Raw genomic sequence first — 22,331 nt, 5'->3', positions numbered from 1 at the left:
AAACAGAAGAAACATTAAGAATAGGTTTCTTCTGTTTTTATTGTATAAGTATTTAATCCTTATGACATCTCATTTCAATATAATTTAATATGTCAATTAGCTTGTCTACATGATAGTTATATATAATGCTCATATCTGTATTTTGAAATTCTTTATTTGATATATCCCATTCTAAAATTGTTTTTATCTTAATTTTAATAGAGTCATTAAATCCGTAATCTGTACCTAGGGACTTAAGCATAAATAAATGGCTATAAGCCTTTTTGCTAAAATTTAATACTCTTTTAAATTCTTCAATTTCAGCTTGATTATCTTTTCCGTGAGTAATTTCAGATGTGTAGTTTTTCAACATATCCTCAAAATCGGAAATTTCATTATTTAAGACAGTTAATTCTATAGATTGATTATAACAAATTGTATTTCTCAATATTAAAAAAATGTTATGAATTAAGTTCTCTTTTATTTCCTGTAGATTATCTAAGTATTTTGGAGGATATATATAGTAGTTAATTAAAACAGAAATAATTATTCCTACAAATGTTTCTATAAGCCTAGAAGTACTATAACTCAATGGGCTTTTATCCTGTAGATTTATCATGATAGCAAGAAAAACTATACAAGCTATAGATACAGATTTTGTACTTTTAAACATATTACATATATAGATTATTGCTATTATACCAATAGAAGATAATAATATATCTCCAGGACTTATTAGGGTGAAAAAAAAGCCTACTACAGCACCTATAAACGTACCTATTAATCTGTTTTTTCCCTCTGTAAATGAGTCAGACACAGAGCTATGCATACAAATTACAGCAGCGATACAAGCATAAAAAGGTGAATCGAATTTAAAAATATTTGCTAAAATCATACATAGAAAAACAGCTAAGGCTGTTTTGAAAGTTCTCATACCTATTTTTTTCATTTGAAATTAAACTCCTTTTTACAAGACAACTATAAAAGTATTATACACAATTGAGTAAATTGGGTAAATGGAAAGTAAAAGTAACAATAGCAAAAATTAAGGTTACTATTGTTAAAGGCTCAGTATAAATGAATCTAATAAAGCTAATATTAAAAGAGACAAATATATTATTTTACTAATGTAGGTGATCATATGAGATTAGAAATTACATTAAGTAAGGAAATCATAAGAAGTAAGTTTGATTTAGACACCAAATACGATGAGTTAAGAAATAGAATTAATCGTCATATATTAGTAATAAGTGATGAGTTAAAAAGTATATGGGATAGAGATGCAGAGGAAAATAATTATAAAGAAGAGTATGATGAATGGGTCTTATCTATATCTAGAGATATAGATAAGATAAAGAAAGTTAATATTGAAGATTTTAAAAAAGATTTACCAGAAAATCTTTCAAAAGAAGATATAGCAATTACTACAGCTCTTGCATCTAAAGATAAAATTTTAATTGGAGATTATAGCAATAATTTAAAAAACAAATATAGTAAAATAAAATTTGTGACCTATGAAGCATTTTTAAGAGAAAATAAGCAAACAGTTAAGTTAAATGATATAGAAGAAGTACTAGTAAAAAATAAATGTTATGAATTATTTGATATATATGAAACACCTGTACGAATAGAAGTTACTTATGGAAATGCAGATATATTAGCTAAGTATCTAGCAAAATTTTATGAGGGTTCAAAAAATATTACTATTAAAGATAAATATTTAAACAATGCTGAAAATGAAAGAAATCTTAAACAATATATATTAAAGTATATAAATAGAGATGAGTGTAGAATTAAGTTTATATTATATTGGGATAAAAAAGACAAAGAAAATCTAGAAAGTAGATTTAGAAACTATAATGGATATAAAAGTGATGTTGTACTGGCAAAGAAGGATATGGCTCATAGCTCCTATATTGAAACTGATAAGTATATGATTGACTTAGGGTATAGATTAAAGGTCTTTGGTGGTTTAGAAAATGATGGGGAAACAGAGTATGAAATAATCAATATTACTAAAAAGTAAAATTTTTGAAAAACAAGAAGATAGTCAAGGGATAAATTTTAAAGAGTAAGGACATCCTAACTAATGATAATACAGTTCAAAATAAGTAAAAGATTATGGAGGTGGCCTATTTTGAGTGAAAAGTTAATGAATAATAGGGAAGCTCACGAAGTTAATAGAAGACTATATAATAAAAAAGGTTATAAAACAACGGAAAATGAATTTTCTAAAAATCAAATAGTTCAAACCATTGAGAGTAATGAATATAACAAAAGTGGAATAGAAGCAAAGAAAAAATATGAATTAGATTAACTTAGATAAGATAAACTTAAGAAGATTAAAAATAGTCTTCTTAAGTTTGTTTTTATTACATAGATAATAGCTTACTGATTTAGATTAAGAGAAATTATATAGTTTAAGCCCTTCTTAGATAAATCATTATGAAGAAATTCAAAGGAAATATTCTTGGCCTCTAAAGCTACTTTAAGGTGACATAAAGCAATACCTACATCTATCTTATGCATATCTTCTAAGTGCTTCATTAAAGTACGTGTTACAGAAAATACGTGAATAAAACTACCTTCCTTAAAGAATCTCCAAGGTTGCATATTTACAGCAGAAGGAGCTCTACCAACTGCGTTCATTATAGAAGTCCACTCATCATTAAGATCTCCAGAATAAAAATCAGAAAGTTTTTTACGCTTATAACTGGAATCAATAATTCTTGTAACCTCACCCTCATTACTAGGATAACCAAAGGAAATTACGATAACGGGTACGTGATTAGTAGGTATTTCTACTATTCCACTTAGTAATTCCTTCTTTATAAATCCTCCAATCCAACAGGTTCCAATTTTCATTCCTGTTAGTTGCAAAACTAGTTGTTCTAAAGTAAAACCTACATTTTCAAGATAACCCTCTTTAACCTCAGAAGTGATTACAAGATAATGAGGAGCTTTTATCTTTCCATAACTTCCTATGATTCCTTTAGAAATACCTTGAATTTTTTCCCCATCTTTCACTAAGTGAACAAGCATTGATATATCCTTATAAAGTCTAATGTTAGAATTTCCTAAGGCAGCTATTTCATTTAAAGTATTCTCATCTAGTTCTTCATTTTTATATTTTCTAACTGATTTTCTGTTATAGATACTTTCCATTAAGTTCATTTCTCACAGCTCCATTTCAATATAAGGTACCATAGTTATTATAGTTTATTAAAACATTTTTTATTAATAATTTCAAATAAATAGAGTTCTTGGCTTCAAGTAAAGTTTTTTACTCCACCTGAAGCTAAAGTATTTAAGTTCTAAAAATTACATAAATTCCAATAAACTATTGAAAGTTGGAAGATGAAAATATAATATTAATAGTATGAGTTAAATTTTTACAAATAGTATATTGAAAGATGGTGAATTATTGTGGCATACAAAAGTCTCCAGAATTTTATTAAGGCATTGGAGGAAAAGAAACTTTTAAAAAGAATAAGTGCAGAAGTTAGCAGTGATTTAGAGATTACTGAAATAACTGATAGAATTTCTAAGGGGTATGGACCTGCTTTATTATTTGAAAATATAAAAGGATCTTCTTATCCTCTTTTGATTAATGTATTTGGAAGTTATGAAAGACTTAATCTTGCATTAGAAGTAGATAATATTGATTCAATAGCTGAGGATATTAAAAATTTAGTTGATATGTCTACATATCTTGGAATACTTAATAAAATTAAGGCTGTTCCAAAGGTTGCACGACTTGCTACAGTTTTTCCAAGAAAAGTAGATAGAGCACCTTGCCAAGAGGTTGTAGAGGATCCAGATTTATCTACACTGCCGATTTTGAAGTGTTGGCCTGAGGATGGAGGAAAGTTCATTACCTTACCTTTAGTTATAACAAAGGACCCTGAAACAGGCATTCAAAATATGGGAATGTATAGATTGCAAGTTTATGATAATAAGACTACAGGTATGCACTGGCATTTACATAAAGATGGAAGAGAAATATATGAAAAGTATAGAAAATTAGGAGGGAAAATGCCTGTATCAGTAGCAATAGGAACTGATCCTGCAACTACCTATGCAGCGACAGCACCATTACCAAAGGAAATAGATGAGATGATGTTTTCAGGATTCTTAAGAAAGTGGCCTCTAGAAATTGTTAAATCAAAAACCAATGACATATATGTTCCTGCTAATGCTGAATTTATATTAGAAGGGTATGTTGATGTTAATGAAGAGCTTAAAGAGGAAGGACCTTTCGGGGATCATACAGGATATTATTCACTTAAGGATAAATACCCTGTATTTCATCTAACTTGTATAACTCATAAAAAAAATCCAGTATATTCAACTACAATAGTAGGAAAACCACCAATGGAGGATTGCTATCTTGGTAAGGCAACAGAACGAATCTTTTTACCACTATTAAAGTTTCAAATACCAGAGATTATAGATATTAATTTTCCACTAGAGGGAGTTTTTCATAATTGTATTATAGTGTCTATAAAAAAGAGATATCCTGGCCATGCAAAGAAGGTTATGAGTGCTCTTTGGGGAATGGGACAAATGATGTACACGAAGATGATTATAGTAGTTGATGAAAATATAAGTCCCCAAGATCTATCTACTGTTGCATGGAAGGTATTTAACAATATAGATGCAAAGAGGGATGTAGTTATAGTAGAAGGACCACTAGATGCACTAGATCATGCATCAGATATACCTCATTATGGACATAAGATGGGAATTGATGCAACTAAAAAATGGGCTAGTGAAGGTCATACTAGAGAATGGCCAAATGATATTGAAATGACTGATGATATAAAGGAACTGGTTAGCAGGAGGTGGGAGGAGTATGGTTTTACAGAAGATTAAAACTTATGGGAAACTTGTAATGTTCTCTCATACCATTTTCTCCTTTCCTTTTGCATTTATATCAATGCTTATTGCAGCTGATGGGATGCCGAAGATTAGTGTATTCTTTTGGATAGGAGTTGCATTTTTAGGAGCAAGAACTGGTGCTAATGCAGTTAATAGACTTATAGATAAGGATATAGATGCAAAAAATCCAAGAACAGCTGAAAGGCATATGCCAAAAGGAATAGTGAAGAGCTATGAGGTAATTCTTATAACGATATTTAGCTTTTCATTATTAGCTTTAGCTGCTTTTATGCTGAATCCTCTTTGTGTTATATTGCTACCTGCAGCTATTTTTCTCTTTATAGTGTATTCATACACAAAACGATTTACATGGGCTTGCCATATTGTTTTAGGAATAATAAGTGGGGGTGCACCAGTAGGTGCATGGATTGCGGTAACAGGAAAGATATCTTGGGTAGCCCTTGTAATGGGTGCGGCAAATGCTCTTTGGGTATCAGGGTTTGATATTATATATGGTTCACAGGATGTGGATTTTGATAGAGAAGAAGGGCTTTATTCAATACCTGCTGTATTTGGAATAAAAAATGCTTTAATAATTTCTAGCCTGTTTCATATAGCAGCAGAAATTATTCTTATTTATATATATTTTATTGCAAATATGAGTTTAGTATATTTAATAGGATTAACTATTATTGCGGGGCTTTTATATAAGGAGCATACTATGGTTTCAGTTGATAATCTTACAAATGTAAATATAGCTTCTTATAATGTAAATCAGTTAGTTAGTATAGTCTTTTTAATATTTAGTGCCACAGATATTCTAATGATGAGGTGATTTTTTGAAGAAATACATAGTAGGAATTACCGGTGCTAGTGGAAGTATATACGGTATAAGACTCATAGAAGAGTTGCTGAAAGCAGGTAATGAAGTTCATATAATAATAACTGATTCAGGAAAGAAAGTAATGAAATATGAGACAGATTATGATACAGATTCACTATTAAATAGATTTAAAGACTCTAGTAGTAATATTAAAGTCTATGATGTGGAGAATCTCTTTGCACCTACAGCTAGTGGTTCATTTAAGACAGATGGGATGATTATTATGCCCTGCTCTATGTCTACTCTAGGGGAGATTTCAAATGGAGTGTCAAAAAATCTTTTAGGAAGATCTTCAGATGTATGTCTAAAAGAAAAAAGAAAGCTAATTATAGTCCCTAGAGAGACACCATTTAATACAATTCATCTTAAAAATATGATTAATCTAAGTGAAGCAGGAGCTATTATACTTCCTGCAATGCCAGGGTTTTATCATATACCTAAGAGTCTTGAAGATATTATAAATTTTGTTGTAGGAAAAGTTCTTGACGCCTTAGATATAGAGAATAATTTATTTCAAAAATGGGGGAATTAATATGAAGAAAAAAATAGTTTGTTTATTAACTGTCATAAGCCTTTTTACATTTGTAGCTTGCAGTAGCAAAAGTAAAGAAACTAATAATATAAGTAAGGAAACACCAAAAAAAATAATGACTATAGGGGTGCTACCTGATACAGACTCAGTACCTTTTGTTATAGCAGATAAAAAAGGGTATTTTGAAAAAGCTGGAGTAGAAGTAAAGATAGAGCAATTTAAAAGTGCAAAGGATAGAGATAGTGCATTTCAAAGTGGAAATCTTGACGGGGTAATAACAGATGTTTTAGCAGTTGCTTTTGCTAAAGAGGGAGAATTTGATGTAAAAATAACTTCTAAAACTGATGGAAATTATAAGTTACTTGCAGGAAAGTCAACGGGAATAGATTTAGTTGATAAGCTAAAAGGAAAGAGTATAGCAATTTCACAAAATACACTGATTGAATATGCTACAGATAAGCTAATACAATCTTTTCAATATACGGAAAAGGATATTCGCAAGGAGATTGTGCCACAAATACCACTAAGACTAGAATTACTTAAAAATGGGAAGGTAGATGCTGCAACACTTCCAGAGCCAATGGCAACACTTGCAGTAAAAAATGGCGCAGTAGTTATAGATAGCACTGATAAGCATGGAATTAATCCAGGAGTAATGGCATTTACATCAAAATCAATCAAAGAAAGCTCAAATGAAATTAAGGCTATTTATAGTGCTTATAATGAAGCTGTAGATTATATAAATAAAGAAGCCATAGAAACTTATGTAGACATATTGATTGCAGAAGTGGGTTTCCCTGAAGATATGAAAGATTCAATTGTTCTTCCTAAATATACAAGGGCAGAGATATCAAAGGAAAAGGATATAACTGAGGTTTTAGACTGGTTAAAGAGCAAAAATCTAATTAAAAATAATTATAAATTCGAAGAATTAGTAACTGATGAATTTGTGAGGTAGAATTTCAATGATAGAAATTAAAAACCTTTCGGTAAGTTATAAAGGAAATAGTGAAGAGGTTTTAGCAATAGATAGATTAAATATAAATATTGATGATGGTGATATATATACCTTTATTGGACCATCAGGTTGTGGTAAGTCGACATTACTACATGTTTTAGGGGGAATACAAAGCAAATATACTGGGAATGTATTTATAAATGAAAGTAACATTAATACTAAAATTCACCGAATAGGATTAGTACCTCAAAATTATGGATTATTACCTTGGAGAAATGTTTACGATAATGCTCTGATGGGATTAAAAATAAAATGTGAAAAGCCAAGTGGATATGAAAATTACATTTTAGAGAAACTAGGAATTAATAACGTTTTAAGAAGATATCCTAAGGAATTAAGCGGTGGGCAAAAGCAAAGGGTTGCTATTGCCCGTGCTTTTATTTTAAAGCCAGATTTACTTCTTATGGACGAGCCGTTTTCGGCTTTGGATGCCATTACTAGAGAAGAAATGCAGGAGCTTTTTTTAAAGATATGGAGAGAAAACAGAGTTACTACTATTTTTATAACCCATAGTGTAGATGAGGCCTTATATCTTGGTAAAAAGATTGTGGTTCTTTCATCTTCACCAGGGAAGATATTAAAGATTATAGAGAATAAGGCTTTTGGACTTGAAAATTCAAGATTTACAGATGAGTATTATGACATGCTCAAGAAGGTTAGAAAAATAATTGAAGAGGGTTGGTGAAAGTGTTTTTAAGAAATAAAATAAAACTCTATTTGTACAGTATTATTGTTATAACAATTATATGGTATGTAATCTTTTTAATCTTAAAAACCCCTATTGTGCCTTCGCCAATAATTGTTTATATAAATATTGTTAATATATTTAAAGAGAAAATTTCTATTCATGTACTTTATAGCTTAGGTAGAATATTCATTGGAATATTTATTTCAATAGCAATAGGAGTACCTCTAGGATTTTTAATAGGATATTATAAGAAGCTAGATAAGTTTCTATCACCTCTGATTTATTTTACTTATCCTATACCTAAAATGGCTCTTCTTCCTATAATAATGCTACTTTTGGGACTCGGAGAAGCTTCAAAAATTATAATGATTGTCTTAATAATTATCTTTCAAATAATTATAACAGCTAGAGATTCGGTAAAGGAAATCCCTCTAGAAACATATCATGCATTAAATTCTCTTGGTGCAAGCAAAGTTCAAATTTTTAGAGAAATAGTATTACCTGCTTCTCTTTCAGAAGTAATAACAGCAACGAGACTTGCCTTAGGCACAGCTATATCTATATTATTTTTTACTGAAACTTATGGGACACAATATGGTATGGGATATTTAATTATGGATTCATGGATGCGAGTGAATTATATTGAAATGTATTCCGGTATCGCAATTTTAAGTCTTATGGGGGTATTGATTTTTAGTATCATAGATATTGTGGAAGAATATTTTTGTGCGTGGAGGTAATGATTAATGACATATTGATATATGAAATTAAATGTATAAATATAAAAAAATATTGTATTTTTTAGCTAAAGACAGTATAATTATTAGCCATAAGGAGGGGGCAATTATGGATAAAAATATTATAATTTTAATTACTTTTATATTGTATTTATGCATTATGTTGGGAATAGGAATATTCTTTTATAAGCGTACAGAAAGTGCTGAAGACTTTTTCCTTGGAGGAAGACAACTTAGCGGATGGGTTACCTCATTAAGTGCCCAAGCATCGGATATGAGTGGATGGCTCCTTTTAGGGTTACCAGGGTATGCATATGCTGCCGGTATGGAAGCTATTTGGATTGCATTGGGGCTTGGAATTGGAACTTATTTAAATTGGAAGTTTATAGCTAAAAGACTAAGAAATTATACTGAAATTTCAGGAGATTCTATTACTCTTTCTGATTACTTTGAAAACAGATTTAGAGATAAGACAAAAGTTCTTCGTGTAGTATCTGCCTTTTTTATTTTAATTTTCTTTTTAATTTACACAGCTTCAGGCTTTGTAGCTGGAGGGAAATTATTTCATACTGTATTTGGAATACCATATATTTGGGCATTAACTATTGGAGTAGTAGTTGTTATTTTTTACACCTTCTTAGGTGGATTTATGGCAGTATGTTGGACAGATTTTGTACAAGGAATGCTTATGTTATTTGCTATTTTAATAGTTCCAACAGTAGCTATAAAGCTAGTAGGTGGTCCGGGTGCTACGATTGATACATTAAAGAGCATGAATGTAGAGTTATTAAATGCATTTACTAGTACAGATGGAGCAAAGATTACGTTAATGTCAGTTGTTTCTCTAATGGCATGGGGATTTGGTTATTTTGGGCAACCGCATATTTTAGTAAGATTTATGGCAATAAGATCTGCAAATGAAATAAAAAAAGCAAGATTAATAGCTATGAGTTGGGTGGCTATTTCATTATCAGCAGCTGTAATTGTTGGGCTAGCGGGAAGAGCTTTTCTTTCAAAACCTTTAGAAGGAGTAGCTTCAGAAACTGTATTTATGGTTATGGTAAATGATATTTTCCCAGCAGCAATGGCGGGAATACTATTATCAGCTATCTTAGCTGCTATAATGAGTACTGCAGATTCTCAGCTGCTTGTAACATCGTCAGCTATATCTGAGGATTTTTATAAGGCACTATTTAGACCTAATGCCACAGATAAAGAGTTACTAAGAGTTAGTAGATTTACAGTAATAGGAGTTGCCATTGTAGCATATATTTTTGCAATGAACCCTGAAAGCTCTGTATTAGATTTAGTATCATATGCATGGGCAGGTTTTGGAGCAGCCTTTGGACCTTTAGTTATTCTTTCTTTATATTGGAAAAGAATGACACGTAATGGTGCTTTAGCTGGAATGGTTTCAGGAGGACTTACAGTACTTATATGGAAACAATTAAACAGTTTTGGAGGAATATTTGCATTATATGAAATAGTACCTGGATTCTTTATTTCACTTATAGCAATTATAATATTTAGTTTACTAGAAAAACAACCTTCAGAGGAAATTGAAAAAGAGTTTATATGTGCTACTGAAAAATAATAATCTAACTAAGAAGCCTGATATATTAATAAAAATTAATATATCAGGTTTTATATTTTTATTAATTAATTTGAATGACGGAACCACATATTTATGCTAAAATAATTAATAAATTAACTTTAGGTATTTTATAAGTTTAACGATTAAATAAAAAGGATTGATATAATTATGAAGATTGAAATTTATATGAAAAATAAAAAAGAGCCTACTATTTATACAGCAGATAGAATAGATGTGTTAGATTTTGAAATAGAAGGTGTTAAGTATAAGCAAATTAGATATTTTAGAAAAGGTTTTAGTAAGAGTGATTATATTGAAGATTCTTTGATTAAAAGGATAGTAGAAAGAGAGCCTAAAGCTTAATGCTTCTAGGCTTTTATAAAGGGGATGGGAAAGTATTCCCTATAAGCTTATGTAGCAAAAGAACGATAATATTATATAATAAAGTATTAAAAAATCTATAAATAAGGTGGTAATACTAGGATGAAGAAGCTTTTTCAAAAAAAACTGAGTACAAAAATTACTCTTACTTTTACACTAAGTATTCTTTTAGTTACATTACTTCTCACAACGGTTGCATATGTGGCAAGCTATCAAATGACTGTTACTAACGTAGGAAATAGAGCAGCTGATATTGCTGCTGTTTCTTTAGAAAATATTAATGTAGAAGAGTTTAATAGTTATAATACAGAGGAGGATAAAGATAAGGAGTCTTATAAAAATGTTATAGACAAGCTTTCTTTCATAAGAAAAATCTCTGGTTCAAAGTACCTTTATGCTATGAGAAAAAATGATGATGGAGAATTTGAATATGTTATTGATACTTCAGAAGAACCCTCAGCTATTGGAGAGGTAGAAGAAATTGTATATGAAGAGTTTGAAACAGTATATTCTGGACAACCTTATATTTCTAAAAAAATTCAAATAGATGAGTATGGTACACTTGTTTCTGCCTACTCTCCAATAAAAGATAATAATGAAAGAGTTGTAGGATTTATTGGAGTTGATTATGATGTAGAAAAAGAGTACCTATTATTACTAAGAGTTCAGCGTATTTTAATAGGAATATCTATCTTCATTGCTATAGTAGCTTCACTAGTAGGAATATTATTATCTAGAAGTATATCTAGACCTATAGTAAATGTAGCTAATTTAGCTAAAAGAATCTCAGAGCATGACTTAAAAGTTGAAAAAATCCATGTAAAAAGTAATGATGAAATTGGTATACTTACAAATACCTTTAATTTGATGGTAGATAGCTTTAAAAACTTAATTAAAGATATACAAAAATCCTCAGGTCTAGTTACTGAGACATCTAATCAGCTTACAAACATGTCAAAGAGTACAGCTTCATCTATAGATGAGGTGAAAAAAGCAATAGAATCTGTATCAGCTGCTTCTTCAGATCAAACAAAGCATGTAGAACTGGGAACAGATAAGACTAATCTTTTAGCTGATAGTATTGAAAGTATATCTTCTTCTATTAGTAATATAACAGAGGATATAAATGAAACTAATAAGTTAAATAAAAAAGGACTTGAAACCATAGATTTACTAATACTGAAGATGAAAGAAAATTCTTCAGCAAGAAATACAGTTGGAAAAGTAATCATAGAAGTAGATAATAGCTCAAAGGAAATAGGAACAATAATAGATACAATAAATCAAATAGCAGATCAAACTAATCTTTTGGCTTTAAATGCTAGTATAGAATCTGCAAGAGCTGGAGAAGCTGGTCGTGGATTTGCAGTAGTAGCAGATGAAATTAGAAAGCTTGCTGAGCAATCTGCAAATGCTACTCAAAATATTAAAAGTTTAATAGAAAATATTCAGATGAAATCTAAAAATGCAGTGAAATCTATGGAAATAGCTACTAATATAGATTCTGAACAAAATATGATAACTCAGGATACAGAAGAAATTTTCTCTATACTATCTAAAAAAATTCAGTTATTATCAGAGGATATTAGTAAAATTAAGATTCAAAATGAAGATATGAATAATAAAAAAGATGATATAGTTAACATCATAGAAAATATACTTCAACTAGCAGAAGAAAACTCCTCTAGTATTGAAGAAACAACAGCTTCAACTGAAGAAGTGTTAGCTTTAATCCATGAACTAGAAAGTCATGCTAATAACTTAAAGAGCTTATCTGATGGACTACAAAAAAATATAGAGAAGTTTAATATTTAAATTTTCACTTAGTATAAAAGACTACAAAAAATATTTTTTTGTAGTCTTTTGATTTTAGATTATTGTTTTACAAAACTTCCACAATCTGTACATTCTGGTGTTTTTGCTACTGATTCATGTTTTACTACTTTTATTTGTTCTAGTGTACAGTAATCTGCATTATTGTCATGAAATTTACATTCATTAACTGTGCATCCAATACTGTCATTGTGGCCTTGGTGCATTCCTTGTTTGTTGTGATTATTCATATTTTTCACCTCGCATTTTCTTTTTTACAAGTATAGTATTAGTTTTTTAAGATTATTTATTCATAGTTATAAGTATGGCATAAAGTATTAATTGCTAGTATTATCCTTTTTTAACATAATAATTACTAAGAGAATATTATGATATAAAATAATATATTTGGGGTGATTAGTTATGTTTATAGCCCTTTTTCAAGAAGTAAGTTCGTATCAGTGGACTCTGATTCTATTGATTTCTATATTGATAATTTCAGGTGTATTCTTATATGAAAAGTATAAAGGAGTTCCAAAATGGCTTTCATATGCTTTAGCAGCATTAGTAGCCATGCTTGCTAGTAGTGGATCAAAAGAAAGTACAGGTGATGATACATTAGATGAAGTAATAAGGGGTGCTGGATACTCCTATGATACAAAACAAGATATATTCTATTCAAATATAGATGCATGGCAGAGAAGTGTGGGATATTGCCGAATGTATGATGAAGCTGCAGCACCTTTAGGGATGATTATAGATTGTGAACCTATTTATTTTGATTATGATGGTAGAAGATGGTTGATTGAACTTCGGAAAGGTCAGTATGATTTAACAACTGGCTGTGAAATAGGAGTATATGCAACAAATAAGCCAGATGTGGATATTACTGGAATATTTAAAGGACCTTTTTATGAATGCGCAGAGGATTCAGATTTGTTACAGATGTCATTTAATCTGAAGAAAAATGGTAAAATAATTTTAAAAAGGAAAGAAAAGCACTGGTGGTTAACAGCTTTTAAGCTTGGTGAGTTTTCCGAACCATCAGAATTGATAATGAGCTTAAGCATAACTTTAAAAGATGAGGAAATGCGAAATGCATTTTTAGAAGGACTCAAAAAGGCAGGATATTCAGAGAAGGAATTTATTGTAAATGGAAATACTATAGGGTTAAAATTTGATAAAACTCGTACAATGCAGCCTATTACAAGAACCACAAAAACAGACTGGATAATACAAAAAAAGAATAAATTATTATGTGATAAGTATGAAGAGATAAGTAGTGAATATGATAATTTCCCAGATAAGATAAAAGCAATTAGAGAACAGTCACCAGAGATGTATATGGAAGTACTAAAAATAGGTAAAACTAAACAATTGTTTGGTATGTATGAAAAAATTGCAAATTATCTAAAGTAATATTATAAAAGCAGGAATTGAATTCAATTCCTGCTTTTATTTAGATTAAAGCTGTTCTTTATGGATTAATTTTGAAATATATATAATCAGAATTAATGCCTTAGAGAGGTTTAACCATGAATACATTAAAGCGTATATCTCAAATTTTTGATTCATCAGAAGAAATATTATTTGATGATTCCTCAAGAATTATTTTAATGAGTGATTGTCATAGAGGTGATGGAAGTTGGGCGGACAATTTTTCTAAAAATCAAAATCTTTATTTTGCAGCATTAAGCCATTATTATCATAGCAATTATACTTATATAGAGATTGGTGATGGAGATGAGCTTTGGGAAAATAATAGATTGTCCAATATCATTCAAGTACATAGTGATGTTTTCTGGCTTCTATCTAAATTTTTTAATGAAGGTAGATTTCACTCTATTTTTAGAAATCATGATATAGTAAAAAGAGATAATAATTATATAGAAAAGAATTTATATGAATACTTTGATGAACGGGAGAAACAATATATTCCTTTATTCCCCAATATAAAAGTTCATGAAGGTCTAGTTTTAAAGCATAGTGATACAAACAATAAAGTTTTCTTAGTGCATGGACATCAACTAGATTATTTAAATAATGAACTATGGAAGTTAAGTAGATTTTTAGTTAGATATTTATGGAGACCACTAAATTTATTAGGAGTAAATGATCCCACAAGTACAGCAAAGAATTATAAAAAGAAAGATTCGGTAGAAAAAAGGCTTATTGAATGGGTAAGAAAAGAAAAGCATATGCTTATTGCTGGACATACTCATAGACCTATGTTTCCAGAAGTAGGTGAACTATTATATTTTAATGATGGAAGCTGTGTACATCCTCGTTGCATAACGGGAATTGAGATCGTAGAAGGTAATATTATACTTGTGAAATGGAGTGTTAAGACAAAGGACAATGGTACCTTATTTATTGGTAGAGATATACTTGCTGGACCAAGAAAGTTAAATGATTACTTTATTATATGATAATGAAAAAACATATTTATATAAATTTAATCCTCAGGGCAAATAGTATTTTTGCTCTGAGGATTTTTTTATAGAAAATACAAGAGCCTGTGACGAAACTGTAACAATAGATAGATACAATAAGAGTATGAAATGAAATACAACATATTTGAAAGGAGTAATGAAAAATGAAAAGTAACAAAATTGTAGTAAAATTGATGGCAGGGGTAATTATTGCAGGAGTAACCTTATCAGCAGGAACAACAGCTTTTGCAAATACTAAGGATAAAGTAAGTAGTAAAATACAAACACTTGGAACAGAAAAGAGAGAAGCATTCAAACAAGGTTTCTTTGGAGGAGATATAAAAGCTCAGCTTGATACCTTAGTAAAGGATGGAACAATTACACAAGCACAAAAAGATAAAGTTGTTGAATATATGAACAAAAAAGATGAAGCAAGAAAAGCTGAGATGGAAAAAATAAAAGCAATGACAGAGGAAGAGAGAAAAGCTTATTTTGAAACAAATTCAGCTAAAATAAGAATAGATTTGTTTAAAGAGTTAGTAGATGCAGGAATACTTAATCAAGCACAAGCAGACAAAGTTAAGGCTGCACTTCCTCAAGGAAGAGGACATAAAGTTGAAATGAGAGATAATGTAGATTTTGCAACAGCTTTTGATACTTTAGTGAAAGATGGAACAATTACACAATCACAAGAAGATAAAATGGTAGAATTTGTGAAAGAAAGAACTGAAGCAAGAGAAGCTGAAAGGGAAAAAGTTAAAGCAATGACAGAGGAAGAGAGAAAAGCTTATTTTGAAACAAATACTGCTAAAGTAAGAATTGATTTATTTAAAGAATTAGTAGATGCAGGTATACTTAACCAAGCACAAGCAGATGCAGCAAAAAAATTACTTCCACAACATAAAGAATTAAAAAGAGATAAAACTATAAAAATAAGAGGAGATAAATCAACAACTTTAAAGGTTGCTCAAGAATAGTTAACTGAATATTAAGGAAAATATTAAATCACCTATAAGGAGTTTAGAGTAAAATACTTGTTTTTATTTTACTCTGAAATCTGTAAAGGGTGATTTTTTAAATTTTCCCATAGAAACATTATGTTATAGCATAATGTTTCTATGGGAAAATAATGCTGTGTAACGAAACTGTAACAAACATAGTGTATAATGAATATGGCATTAGCCTATTATTGGAGGTGAAAGCTTTGACATCGAAGAAAATATTAATAGTAGATGATGAAATGCTTATTAGAAAATTAGTAAGAGATTTTTTGAAAAAAGAAGGATATACAATACTTGAGGCTGAAGATGGTAAACAGGCTCTTAATATGATATTGGAGTGTGAAGATATAAATCTTGTAATTCTAGATGTAATGCTACCGGGTTATGATGGATGGACAGTATGTAGGGAAGTTAGAAAAACATCTAAAGTTCCTATTATTATGCTTACAGCAAGAAGTGAGGAATTTGATGAACTCTATGGTTTTGAACTTGGAGTTGATGAGTATGTTACAAAACCTTTTAATCCTAATATTCTCGTTGCTAGAGTAAATGCTGTTCTAAGAAGAACTCAAGGTGATGGGAAATCAGTAAAAACCTTTGATGGGCTTGTCCTTGATGAAGGAGCTCGGACAGTACTAATTGAAGGGAATCAAGTTGATTTAAGTCCAAAGGAATATGAAATGCTATCATATCTTGTTGATAATATGGGGAAAGCTCTAAGTAGAGAACAAATACTGAATCAAGTATGGGGGTATGATTATTTTGGGGGATTAAGAACTGTAGATACCCACATTAATAGACTTAGAATTAAACTAGAAGAAAAAGAAGAATATATTCAAACGGTAAGAGGGTATGGATATAAATTTGAGGTGAAAAATGAAAAGGTCAATAAAATATAAGCTATTTATATGGATAAATACCTTAGTTGTAATTTTTGTTCTTCTATTTTGGTTTTTGAACACTCAATTTTTAGAAGAGTACTACATATATGAAAAAAAGAATTTGCTTATTAAAAGTACAGATAAAATTAATGAAATGTATGAAGGAAATCCTATAGACATTGCTTTAGAACTAGAAAAGTTTGAAAATGCTTCAGGAGCAAATATATTGATTGTTAGTAATAAGGGCAGGGCAAAATATAGCACATTCATAAGAAATATAGAGGAAAAAAGATTTGAAAGAAGAACTTCTTTGGACCTTAAAATAAAAACCTCTCTTAATGAAAATCAACACATAGAGTTATATAATGTATCAGATTTACCCTATGGAAAGAAAACTGTATTTGAGATTCAAAGTGATATAAAATCAAAAATGGACTTTCTAACTATAATAAGAAGACTAAATGGAGGAGATATAATTATAATAAGAACCCCACTGCCAGCTATTACTGAAAATGCATCTATTGCTAATAGATTTATAATATTCATTGGGTTTATTGCACTTATTTTAGGAAGCATAGTAGCTTATCTATTCTCTAATAAGTTTACAAAGCCTATATTAGAGCTTAATCGTATAACTCAAAGTATGGCAAATCTTGATTTTTCACATATAAGCAGTATAGAGAGTGAGGATGAAATCGGTGAACTTAGCAAAAATATAGATTTTCTTTCAGGTAAATTAGATAGTACCATATCTGAATTAAATGAAAAAAATCAAAGGTTAATAGAAGATATAGAAAAAGAAAGAAAAATTGATGAGATAAGAAAAGAATTTGTATCAAATGTATCTCATGAATTAAAGACTCCTATTGCGTTAATTCAAGGATATGCTGAAGGCTTAAGAAGCAATGTAATAGAGGATGATGATAGCAAGAATTTTTATTGTAACGTTATAGTAAATGAATCTAGTAGAATGAATCAATTAGTTAAAGATCTTTTAAATTTATCACAAATTGAATCAGGATACTTTCAGCTTGAAAAAGAGGTTTTCAATATATCTTCAATGATAGAATCAGTAATTAATAGGTATAGAGCAATCCTTGAAGAAAAAAAGATAAAGCTAAGTTTAATAAAAGATGAAGAGGCAATTGCTTATGGAGATATGGTGAGAATTGAACAAATAGTTATTAATTATATAAACAATGCATTAAATCATGTAGATGATAAAAGAGTTATAAATGTTACTATAAAACAAGGTGAGGATAAAATATGTGTGGATGTATTTAATTCAGGTAAGGCCATTCCTGAAGAGGCTCTTGATAAGATTTGGGACAGTTTTTATAAAGTAGACAAGGCAAGAACAAGGAAGTATGGGGGATCAGGTTTAGGACTATCTATAGTTAAAGGAATTCAAGATTTGCATAAAAATAAATATGGGGTTGAGAATTTAGAAGATGGTGTGAATTTCTGGTTTCATGTGGATAAAGCTTCTAACTAAAAATAGAAAGGATGAACTTAAGAAATGAAGATATATATCAGCGCTGATATTGAAGGAACTACAGGGATAGCTCATTGGGATGAAACTGAAAAGTCCAAGGAAGATTATGAAAAGTTTGCAGAGCAAATGAATAGAGAAGTAAGAGCTGCATGTGAAGGAGCAATAAAAGCTGGAGCTAAAGAGATATTAATTAAGGATGCACATGATAGTGGAAGAAATCTTGATGCAAGGCTACTGCCAAGGAATGTTAACATAATAAGAGGATGGGCTGGGCATCCTTTCTGTATGGTGCAGGAACTAGATGATACCTTTGATGCAGTACTGTTTACAGGTTATCATTCAAGGGGAGGAGCTAATACAAATCCTTTAGCACACAGCATGAACCCTTTTGAAGTAGATTACATAAAAATAAATGGACAAAATGCTAGTGAATTTATTATTCATGCTTATGCAGCAGCTTATATTGGAGTACCTTGTGCATTTTTAAGTGGAGACACGGGAATTTGTGAAGAAGTACAATCCTTAAATGAAAACATAAAAACTGTTTCTGTGTTAAAAGGAGTAGGAGGATCAACTTTAAGTATTCATCCAGATCTCGCAGTTGAACTTATAGAAAAAAGAGTAGAAGAGGCATTAAATGAAGATTTTAGTTTATATAAGATTGAACTGCCTGAGAACTTTGAGTTGGAGATAGGATATACACTTCATACAAAGGCATATAGATTTTCATTTTATCCAGGAGCAAAATTAGCATCACCTAAGTCTATAGTATTAAATACAAAAGACTATTTTGAAGTGCTTAGAGCTATTATGTTTTTGACTTAACTAAGTAATCTTTATTGACATAAAACCATATTAGTAATAATATAAAAAGTGGAAAAATATAAAGTCTTTGTATTTACAAAGGCTTTTTATAGTGGAGGTTTTAATATGATTTCGATATTTAAAACTGTAGGAGAAGAGCTAAAAAAAATTGAGGATATAAATTTTAGTGATTCAGGATATTGGATTAATATGGTTAATCCTTCTGATGCCGAACTATCCTTAATATCTAAAAAGTTTGAGGTTCCAATGGAATTTTTAAGGTCAGCCTTAGATGAGGAAGAAACTTCTCGTATAGATATAGAAGATGGTAATACTCTTATCATTCTAGATATTCCTTTTACAGATATGGAGGACAATTCATTAGTATATGACACCTATCCATTTGCAATTATACATACGAAGCTAGCCATTATAACTGTTTGTTTAAAGGATAGCAAGATAATAAATGATTTTGTGGTAGGTAAAATAAAATCATTTTACACTTTTAAACGTTCAAGATTTATATTGCAAATTATATACAGAATTGCTAGTTTTTATTTAATATATCTTCGTCAAATAGATAAGAAGAGTACATTAATACAAAATAGACTTCAAAAGTCTATGAAAAATAGAGAGTTAATACAGCTTTTATCCCTAGAAAAATCTCTTGTTTATTTTTCAACTTCACTTAAATCTAATGAAGTTACCTTAGAGAAAATGTTAAAGATGGAGCTAATGCAAAAATACCCTGAAGATCAAGATGTTCTTGAAGATGTAATTATAGAAAATAAGCAGGCTATCGAAATGGCAAGTATATATAGTGATGTTTTAAGTGGAACAATGGACGCATTTGCCTCTGTAATATCCAATAATCTAAATATAGTAATGAAGCTTTTAGCATCTATTACTATTGTAATGTCCATTCCTACAATGATTTCTGGTTTGTTTGGTATGAATGTTTCAGGAATCCCTTTTTCATCACAACCTAATGCTTTTTGGATTGTAGTTTCAATAACTATGATCGTAGCAACTATTGTAACTATATATTTATACAGAAAAGATATGTTTTAAGTATAAAGAAGGTGCTCTTCATTTATGAAGAGCACCTTCTTAATTATTTAGTAATATTTTAGTCAAAATCCATATAATCGTCATGATCATAATCATCATCTTCAAAAGGATTCATAGGCATGTTATTCATACCAGCGATATTATACATAGGATGAAGACCCATATTTTGCATAGGCATACATTGCATTGGATAACCACTTATAGGATACATAGGACACATTCCACACATATGTTGAATAGGGGATATTAAATCATGATTTTCATCTATATATTCCATGAGATTCATAGAATCCTCATTATTACGAAATAAGTTTTCATATTTTCTAGGGTACTTACTCATCGATTACACCTCATCTAATTATTTTACTACATATATAATATATGTTTTAAAGTAATTTTGTTGAATGAAAATAAAACATTAAATTATATATCATCCTGTTTTGCGGATAAAGAATAGTTAAATTCCTAACTTAACAAGATTTTATAAGTATGTAGCAATCCAAAATGGATAAGATATATTTGTGCTGAAAAACACAAAGAAAAATAATAAAATTATTGCTGGAGGGATATAAAATATGAATAATAATTATGAATTAGAAGAAACAAAAAGATTAAATGCAGAATCGGCATCAAAAGCTAATGGATCAGGAATGACTAATACAGCAACTACTAATTTTAGTACAGGAAATATGACTAGCAGTACTAATAACTCAACATTAGAAGAAACAAGACAATTAAATGCACAATCTGCTTCAAATGCTACAACATCAAATATAACTACAGGAAGTACAACTAGTAATGCATCAGCAGGAATGAGCAATATAACAAGTACTCCATCAAGTTCAAATACTCAAGTATTAGAAAAAACTAAACAATTAAATGCAAAATCAGCTTCGAATAAAAGTCAATATTAGTATAATATAATTTAAAATAGATACCTAGAGGTTTTTTAACTCTAGGTATTTTTATTGTAAATTTAAAATATGTAATATATAATTATATATATATTGGAAAAATTTTATTATAAATATATTATGATTGAAGAGGAGGCAAAATATGCGCCCCGTAAGTGTAAGTCATGTGAAAGAAGGCGTATTCTTAGGAAAGTCAATATATTCTTCTGATGGGCGATTATTACTAAGTAAAGGGATTCAATTAGATAAAAAATTAATTAGTATCTTAAAAAAGCATCAAATATTATATATTTATATAGAAGATGAAATATCAGAAGGAATAGAGATTCATAGTATAGTTGATGATAAAGTTAGAATTCAAGCTATTAGTACTGTAAAAAGATTATTTGAAATGGCTATGTATAAGAGTAGAGGAAAAGAAAAAATAGAATGGATACCACTTCAAGCCCATCTTGAGGTTGAAAATATTATAGAGAATATATTAAATAATTTAAAAGAAAATGAAAATGTATTATATACTATGACAGAGCTTATGGGTACGGATATGTATACATATAAGCATAGTGTTAATGTAGCAATACTATCTATGCTTACAGCAAGGTCACTAGGAATAAAAGAAAAGGATATTAAAGAAATAGCTCTAGGAGCTATGCTTCATGATATTGGCAAAAGTAAAATTGATCCAGAGATATTAAATAAATCAGATGAAGTGACAGAAGAAGAAAAAGAAATAGTAAAGAAGCATACTATATATGGTTACGAGATTGTAAAAAATGATTTGTCTTTATCATATATCACAAAACAAATAGTCTATTCTCATCATGAGCTATTAGACGGAAGTGGATATCCAAGAGGTTTAAGTGGAGAAGAAATATCTCTATATTCTATGATTGTAACTATATGTGATATGTTTGATTCTATGACATCTGATAAAGAAGGTAAAAAAGGAATCCCAATATATACAGCCTTAGAGATATTAGAAGCTCAAACGGTGTACAAGCTAGATGCCAATGTATATAATAGGTTTATTGAAAATATATCTATTTACCCTATAGGAACAGGAGTATTACTTGAAGATGGTAGAAAAGGAATAGTAGTGGATATTCATAGATCATGTCCAGCTAGACCGATAGTTAATATAATTGAAGATGAAGCTAATGAAGATTATTATGAGATTGATTTAATGAAAAAACCAAATGTGTTTATAAAAGAAACTATTGAATTATAA

General features: G+C 29.7%; 24 protein-coding genes. 20 read left to right on the top strand and 4 right to left on the bottom strand.

Annotation, left to right across the window (positions count from 1 at the left end):
* Positions 1-52: 52 nt before the first annotated feature.
* Positions 53-928, bottom strand: coding sequence for an FUSC family protein (locus tag ACX0KU_RS02375; protein ID WP_472991326.1), 876 nt, complete (start codon positions 926-928; stop codon positions 53-55).
* Positions 929-1,120: 192 nt separating this feature from the next.
* Here ACX0KU_RS02375 and ACX0KU_RS02370 point away from each other — a divergent pair, with 192 nt between their 5' ends.
* Entirely contained in the window at positions 1,121-2,005 is an 885-nt protein-coding gene (locus ACX0KU_RS02370) for a hypothetical protein (protein WP_472991325.1), read from the top strand.
* 111 nt (positions 2,006-2,116) lie between these two features.
* Positions 2,117-2,296, top strand: coding sequence for a hypothetical protein (locus ACX0KU_RS02365; protein ID WP_472991324.1), 180 nt, complete (start codon positions 2,117-2,119; stop codon positions 2,294-2,296).
* 71 nt (positions 2,297-2,367) lie between these two features.
* On the opposite strand, the gene ACX0KU_RS02360 is transcribed toward ACX0KU_RS02365, so the two are convergent.
* The gene (locus ACX0KU_RS02360) at positions 2,368-3,153 is read right to left on the bottom strand and encodes a nitroreductase family protein (protein WP_472991323.1); all 786 of its coding nucleotides are present in this window, start codon (positions 3,151-3,153) and stop codon (positions 2,368-2,370) included.
* Between the two features lie 252 nt (positions 3,154-3,405).
* Here ACX0KU_RS02360 and ACX0KU_RS02355 point away from each other — a divergent pair, with 252 nt between their 5' ends.
* The 9 genes from ACX0KU_RS02355 (at position 3,406) to ACX0KU_RS02315 (ending at position 12,508) form a co-directional block, all read left to right on the top strand.
* Positions 3,406-4,854: a menaquinone biosynthesis decarboxylase gene (locus ACX0KU_RS02355; protein ID WP_472991322.1), complete on the top strand. Its 1,449-nt coding sequence runs from the start codon at positions 3,406-3,408 to the stop codon at positions 4,852-4,854.
* Entirely contained in the window at positions 4,835-5,695 is an 861-nt protein-coding gene (locus tag ACX0KU_RS02350) for a UbiA-like polyprenyltransferase (RefSeq protein ID WP_472991321.1), read from the top strand. Before ACX0KU_RS02355 ends, ACX0KU_RS02350 begins: the two co-directional genes overlap by 20 nt.
* Before the next feature lie 4 nt (positions 5,696-5,699).
* A complete protein-coding gene (locus ACX0KU_RS02345) occupies positions 5,700-6,275 on the top strand; it encodes a UbiX family flavin prenyltransferase (RefSeq protein ID WP_472991320.1) in 576 nt (191 codons plus the stop codon).
* Position 6,276: 1 nt separating this feature from the next.
* Entirely contained in the window at positions 6,277-7,233 is a 957-nt protein-coding gene (locus ACX0KU_RS02340; protein WP_472991319.1) for an ABC transporter substrate-binding protein, read from the top strand.
* Positions 7,234-7,240: 7 nt separating this feature from the next.
* Positions 7,241-7,978, top strand: coding sequence for an ABC transporter ATP-binding protein (locus ACX0KU_RS02335; RefSeq protein ID WP_472991318.1), 738 nt, complete (start codon positions 7,241-7,243; stop codon positions 7,976-7,978).
* A gap of 98 nt (positions 7,979-8,076) precedes the next feature.
* Positions 8,077-8,721, top strand: coding sequence for an ABC transporter permease (locus ACX0KU_RS02330; RefSeq protein WP_472991317.1), 645 nt, complete (start codon positions 8,077-8,079; stop codon positions 8,719-8,721).
* Positions 8,722-8,827: 106 nt separating this feature from the next.
* Entirely contained in the window at positions 8,828-10,312 is a 1,485-nt protein-coding gene (gene putP, locus ACX0KU_RS02325; RefSeq protein WP_472991316.1) for a sodium/proline symporter PutP, read from the top strand.
* A 168-nt stretch (positions 10,313-10,480) separates the two neighbouring features.
* Positions 10,481-10,675 (top strand): hypothetical protein, encoded by a 195-nt coding sequence (locus ACX0KU_RS02320; protein ID WP_472991315.1) that lies wholly within the window; start codon positions 10,481-10,483, stop codon positions 10,673-10,675.
* Positions 10,676-10,795: 120 nt separating this feature from the next.
* Positions 10,796-12,508, top strand: a complete 1,713-nt coding sequence (locus tag ACX0KU_RS02315; RefSeq protein WP_472991314.1) for a methyl-accepting chemotaxis protein — start codon at positions 10,796-10,798, stop codon at positions 12,506-12,508.
* 59 nt (positions 12,509-12,567) lie between these two features.
* On the opposite strand, the gene ACX0KU_RS02310 is transcribed toward ACX0KU_RS02315, so the two are convergent.
* A complete protein-coding gene (locus ACX0KU_RS02310) occupies positions 12,568-12,756 on the bottom strand; it encodes a DUF1540 domain-containing protein (protein ID WP_472991313.1) in 189 nt (62 codons plus the stop codon).
* A 172-nt stretch (positions 12,757-12,928) separates the two neighbouring features.
* Here ACX0KU_RS02310 and ACX0KU_RS02305 point away from each other — a divergent pair, with 172 nt between their 5' ends.
* The 7 genes from ACX0KU_RS02305 to ACX0KU_RS02275 all read left to right on the top strand — a co-directional run bounded on the left by ACX0KU_RS02305 (position 12,929) and on the right by ACX0KU_RS02275 (position 20,189).
* Complete coding sequence (locus ACX0KU_RS02305; RefSeq protein ID WP_472991312.1) at positions 12,929-13,924, top strand: DUF4474 domain-containing protein; 996 nt, start codon at positions 12,929-12,931, stop codon at positions 13,922-13,924.
* 116 nt (positions 13,925-14,040) lie between these two features.
* Positions 14,041-14,934 (top strand): metallophosphoesterase family protein, encoded by an 894-nt coding sequence (locus tag ACX0KU_RS02300; RefSeq protein ID WP_472991311.1) that lies wholly within the window; start codon positions 14,041-14,043, stop codon positions 14,932-14,934.
* Between the two features lie 167 nt (positions 14,935-15,101).
* Entirely contained in the window at positions 15,102-15,914 is an 813-nt protein-coding gene (locus tag ACX0KU_RS02295) for a hypothetical protein (RefSeq protein WP_472991310.1), read from the top strand.
* A gap of 227 nt (positions 15,915-16,141) precedes the next feature.
* On the top strand, positions 16,142-16,837 hold the full coding sequence (locus tag ACX0KU_RS02290; RefSeq protein ID WP_472991309.1) for a response regulator transcription factor: 696 nt from the start codon (positions 16,142-16,144) through the stop codon (positions 16,835-16,837).
* Complete coding sequence (locus ACX0KU_RS02285; RefSeq protein ID WP_472991308.1) at positions 16,815-18,314, top strand: sensor histidine kinase; 1,500 nt, start codon at positions 16,815-16,817, stop codon at positions 18,312-18,314. Before ACX0KU_RS02290 ends, ACX0KU_RS02285 begins: the two co-directional genes overlap by 23 nt.
* 24 nt (positions 18,315-18,338) lie before the next feature.
* Positions 18,339-19,139 (top strand): M55 family metallopeptidase, encoded by an 801-nt coding sequence (locus ACX0KU_RS02280; protein WP_472991307.1) that lies wholly within the window; start codon positions 18,339-18,341, stop codon positions 19,137-19,139.
* A gap of 105 nt (positions 19,140-19,244) precedes the next feature.
* The gene (locus ACX0KU_RS02275) at positions 19,245-20,189 is read left to right on the top strand and encodes a magnesium transporter CorA family protein (protein WP_472991306.1); all 945 of its coding nucleotides are present in this window, start codon (positions 19,245-19,247) and stop codon (positions 20,187-20,189) included.
* A 58-nt stretch (positions 20,190-20,247) separates the two neighbouring features.
* Here the strand turns inward: ACX0KU_RS02275 and ACX0KU_RS02270 are convergent, their stop codons facing one another.
* On the bottom strand, positions 20,248-20,529 hold the full coding sequence (locus ACX0KU_RS02270; protein ID WP_472991305.1) for a hypothetical protein: 282 nt from the start codon (positions 20,527-20,529) through the stop codon (positions 20,248-20,250).
* Between the two features lie 235 nt (positions 20,530-20,764).
* On the opposite strand from ACX0KU_RS02270, the gene ACX0KU_RS02265 reads away from it, so the two are divergent.
* Both ACX0KU_RS02265 and ACX0KU_RS02260 read left to right on the top strand, forming a co-directional pair.
* On the top strand, positions 20,765-21,103 hold the full coding sequence (locus tag ACX0KU_RS02265; protein ID WP_472991304.1) for a spore protein: 339 nt from the start codon (positions 20,765-20,767) through the stop codon (positions 21,101-21,103).
* 142 nt (positions 21,104-21,245) lie between these two features.
* On the top strand, positions 21,246-22,331 hold the full coding sequence (locus tag ACX0KU_RS02260) for an HD-GYP domain-containing protein (protein WP_472991303.1): 1,086 nt from the start codon (positions 21,246-21,248) through the stop codon (positions 22,329-22,331).

This window comes from Clostridium sp. X (assembly GCF_055755365.1).
The sequence above is the reverse complement of the archived record's forward strand: the minus strand, read 5'-3'. Positions and strand labels throughout refer to the sequence as shown.

Coding starts and splice junctions, on each gene's coding strand:
- ACX0KU_RS02285 (WP_472991308.1), top strand. CDS start 16,815: ATGAAAAGGTCAATAAAATATAAGCTATTTATATGGATAAATACCTTA.
- ACX0KU_RS02375 (WP_472991326.1), bottom strand. CDS start 928: ATGAAAAAAATAGGTATGAGAACTTTCAAAACAGCCTTAGCTGTTTTT.
- ACX0KU_RS02305 (WP_472991312.1), top strand. CDS start 12,929: ATGTTTATAGCCCTTTTTCAAGAAGTAAGTTCGTATCAGTGGACTCTG.
- ACX0KU_RS02370 (WP_472991325.1), top strand. CDS start 1,121: ATGAGATTAGAAATTACATTAAGTAAGGAAATCATAAGAAGTAAGTTT.
- ACX0KU_RS02300 (WP_472991311.1), top strand. CDS start 14,041: ATGAATACATTAAAGCGTATATCTCAAATTTTTGATTCATCAGAAGAA.
- ACX0KU_RS02360 (WP_472991323.1), bottom strand. CDS start 3,153: ATGAACTTAATGGAAAGTATCTATAACAGAAAATCAGTTAGAAAATAT.
- ACX0KU_RS02275 (WP_472991306.1), top strand. CDS start 19,245: ATGATTTCGATATTTAAAACTGTAGGAGAAGAGCTAAAAAAAATTGAG.
- ACX0KU_RS02320 (WP_472991315.1), top strand. CDS start 10,481: ATGAAGATTGAAATTTATATGAAAAATAAAAAAGAGCCTACTATTTAT.
- ACX0KU_RS02315 (WP_472991314.1), top strand. CDS start 10,796: ATGAAGAAGCTTTTTCAAAAAAAACTGAGTACAAAAATTACTCTTACT.
- ACX0KU_RS02270 (WP_472991305.1), bottom strand. CDS start 20,529: ATGAGTAAGTACCCTAGAAAATATGAAAACTTATTTCGTAATAATGAG.
- ACX0KU_RS02335 (WP_472991318.1), top strand. CDS start 7,241: ATGATAGAAATTAAAAACCTTTCGGTAAGTTATAAAGGAAATAGTGAA.
- ACX0KU_RS02265 (WP_472991304.1), top strand. CDS start 20,765: ATGAATAATAATTATGAATTAGAAGAAACAAAAAGATTAAATGCAGAA.
- ACX0KU_RS02350 (WP_472991321.1), top strand. CDS start 4,835: ATGGTTTTACAGAAGATTAAAACTTATGGGAAACTTGTAATGTTCTCT.
- ACX0KU_RS02295 (WP_472991310.1), top strand. CDS start 15,102: ATGAAAAGTAACAAAATTGTAGTAAAATTGATGGCAGGGGTAATTATT.
- ACX0KU_RS02310 (WP_472991313.1), bottom strand. CDS start 12,756: ATGAATAATCACAACAAACAAGGAATGCACCAAGGCCACAATGACAGT.
- ACX0KU_RS02340 (WP_472991319.1), top strand. CDS start 6,277: ATGAAGAAAAAAATAGTTTGTTTATTAACTGTCATAAGCCTTTTTACA.
- ACX0KU_RS02260 (WP_472991303.1), top strand. CDS start 21,246: ATGCGCCCCGTAAGTGTAAGTCATGTGAAAGAAGGCGTATTCTTAGGA.
- ACX0KU_RS02280 (WP_472991307.1), top strand. CDS start 18,339: ATGAAGATATATATCAGCGCTGATATTGAAGGAACTACAGGGATAGCT.
- putP (WP_472991316.1), top strand. CDS start 8,828: ATGGATAAAAATATTATAATTTTAATTACTTTTATATTGTATTTATGC.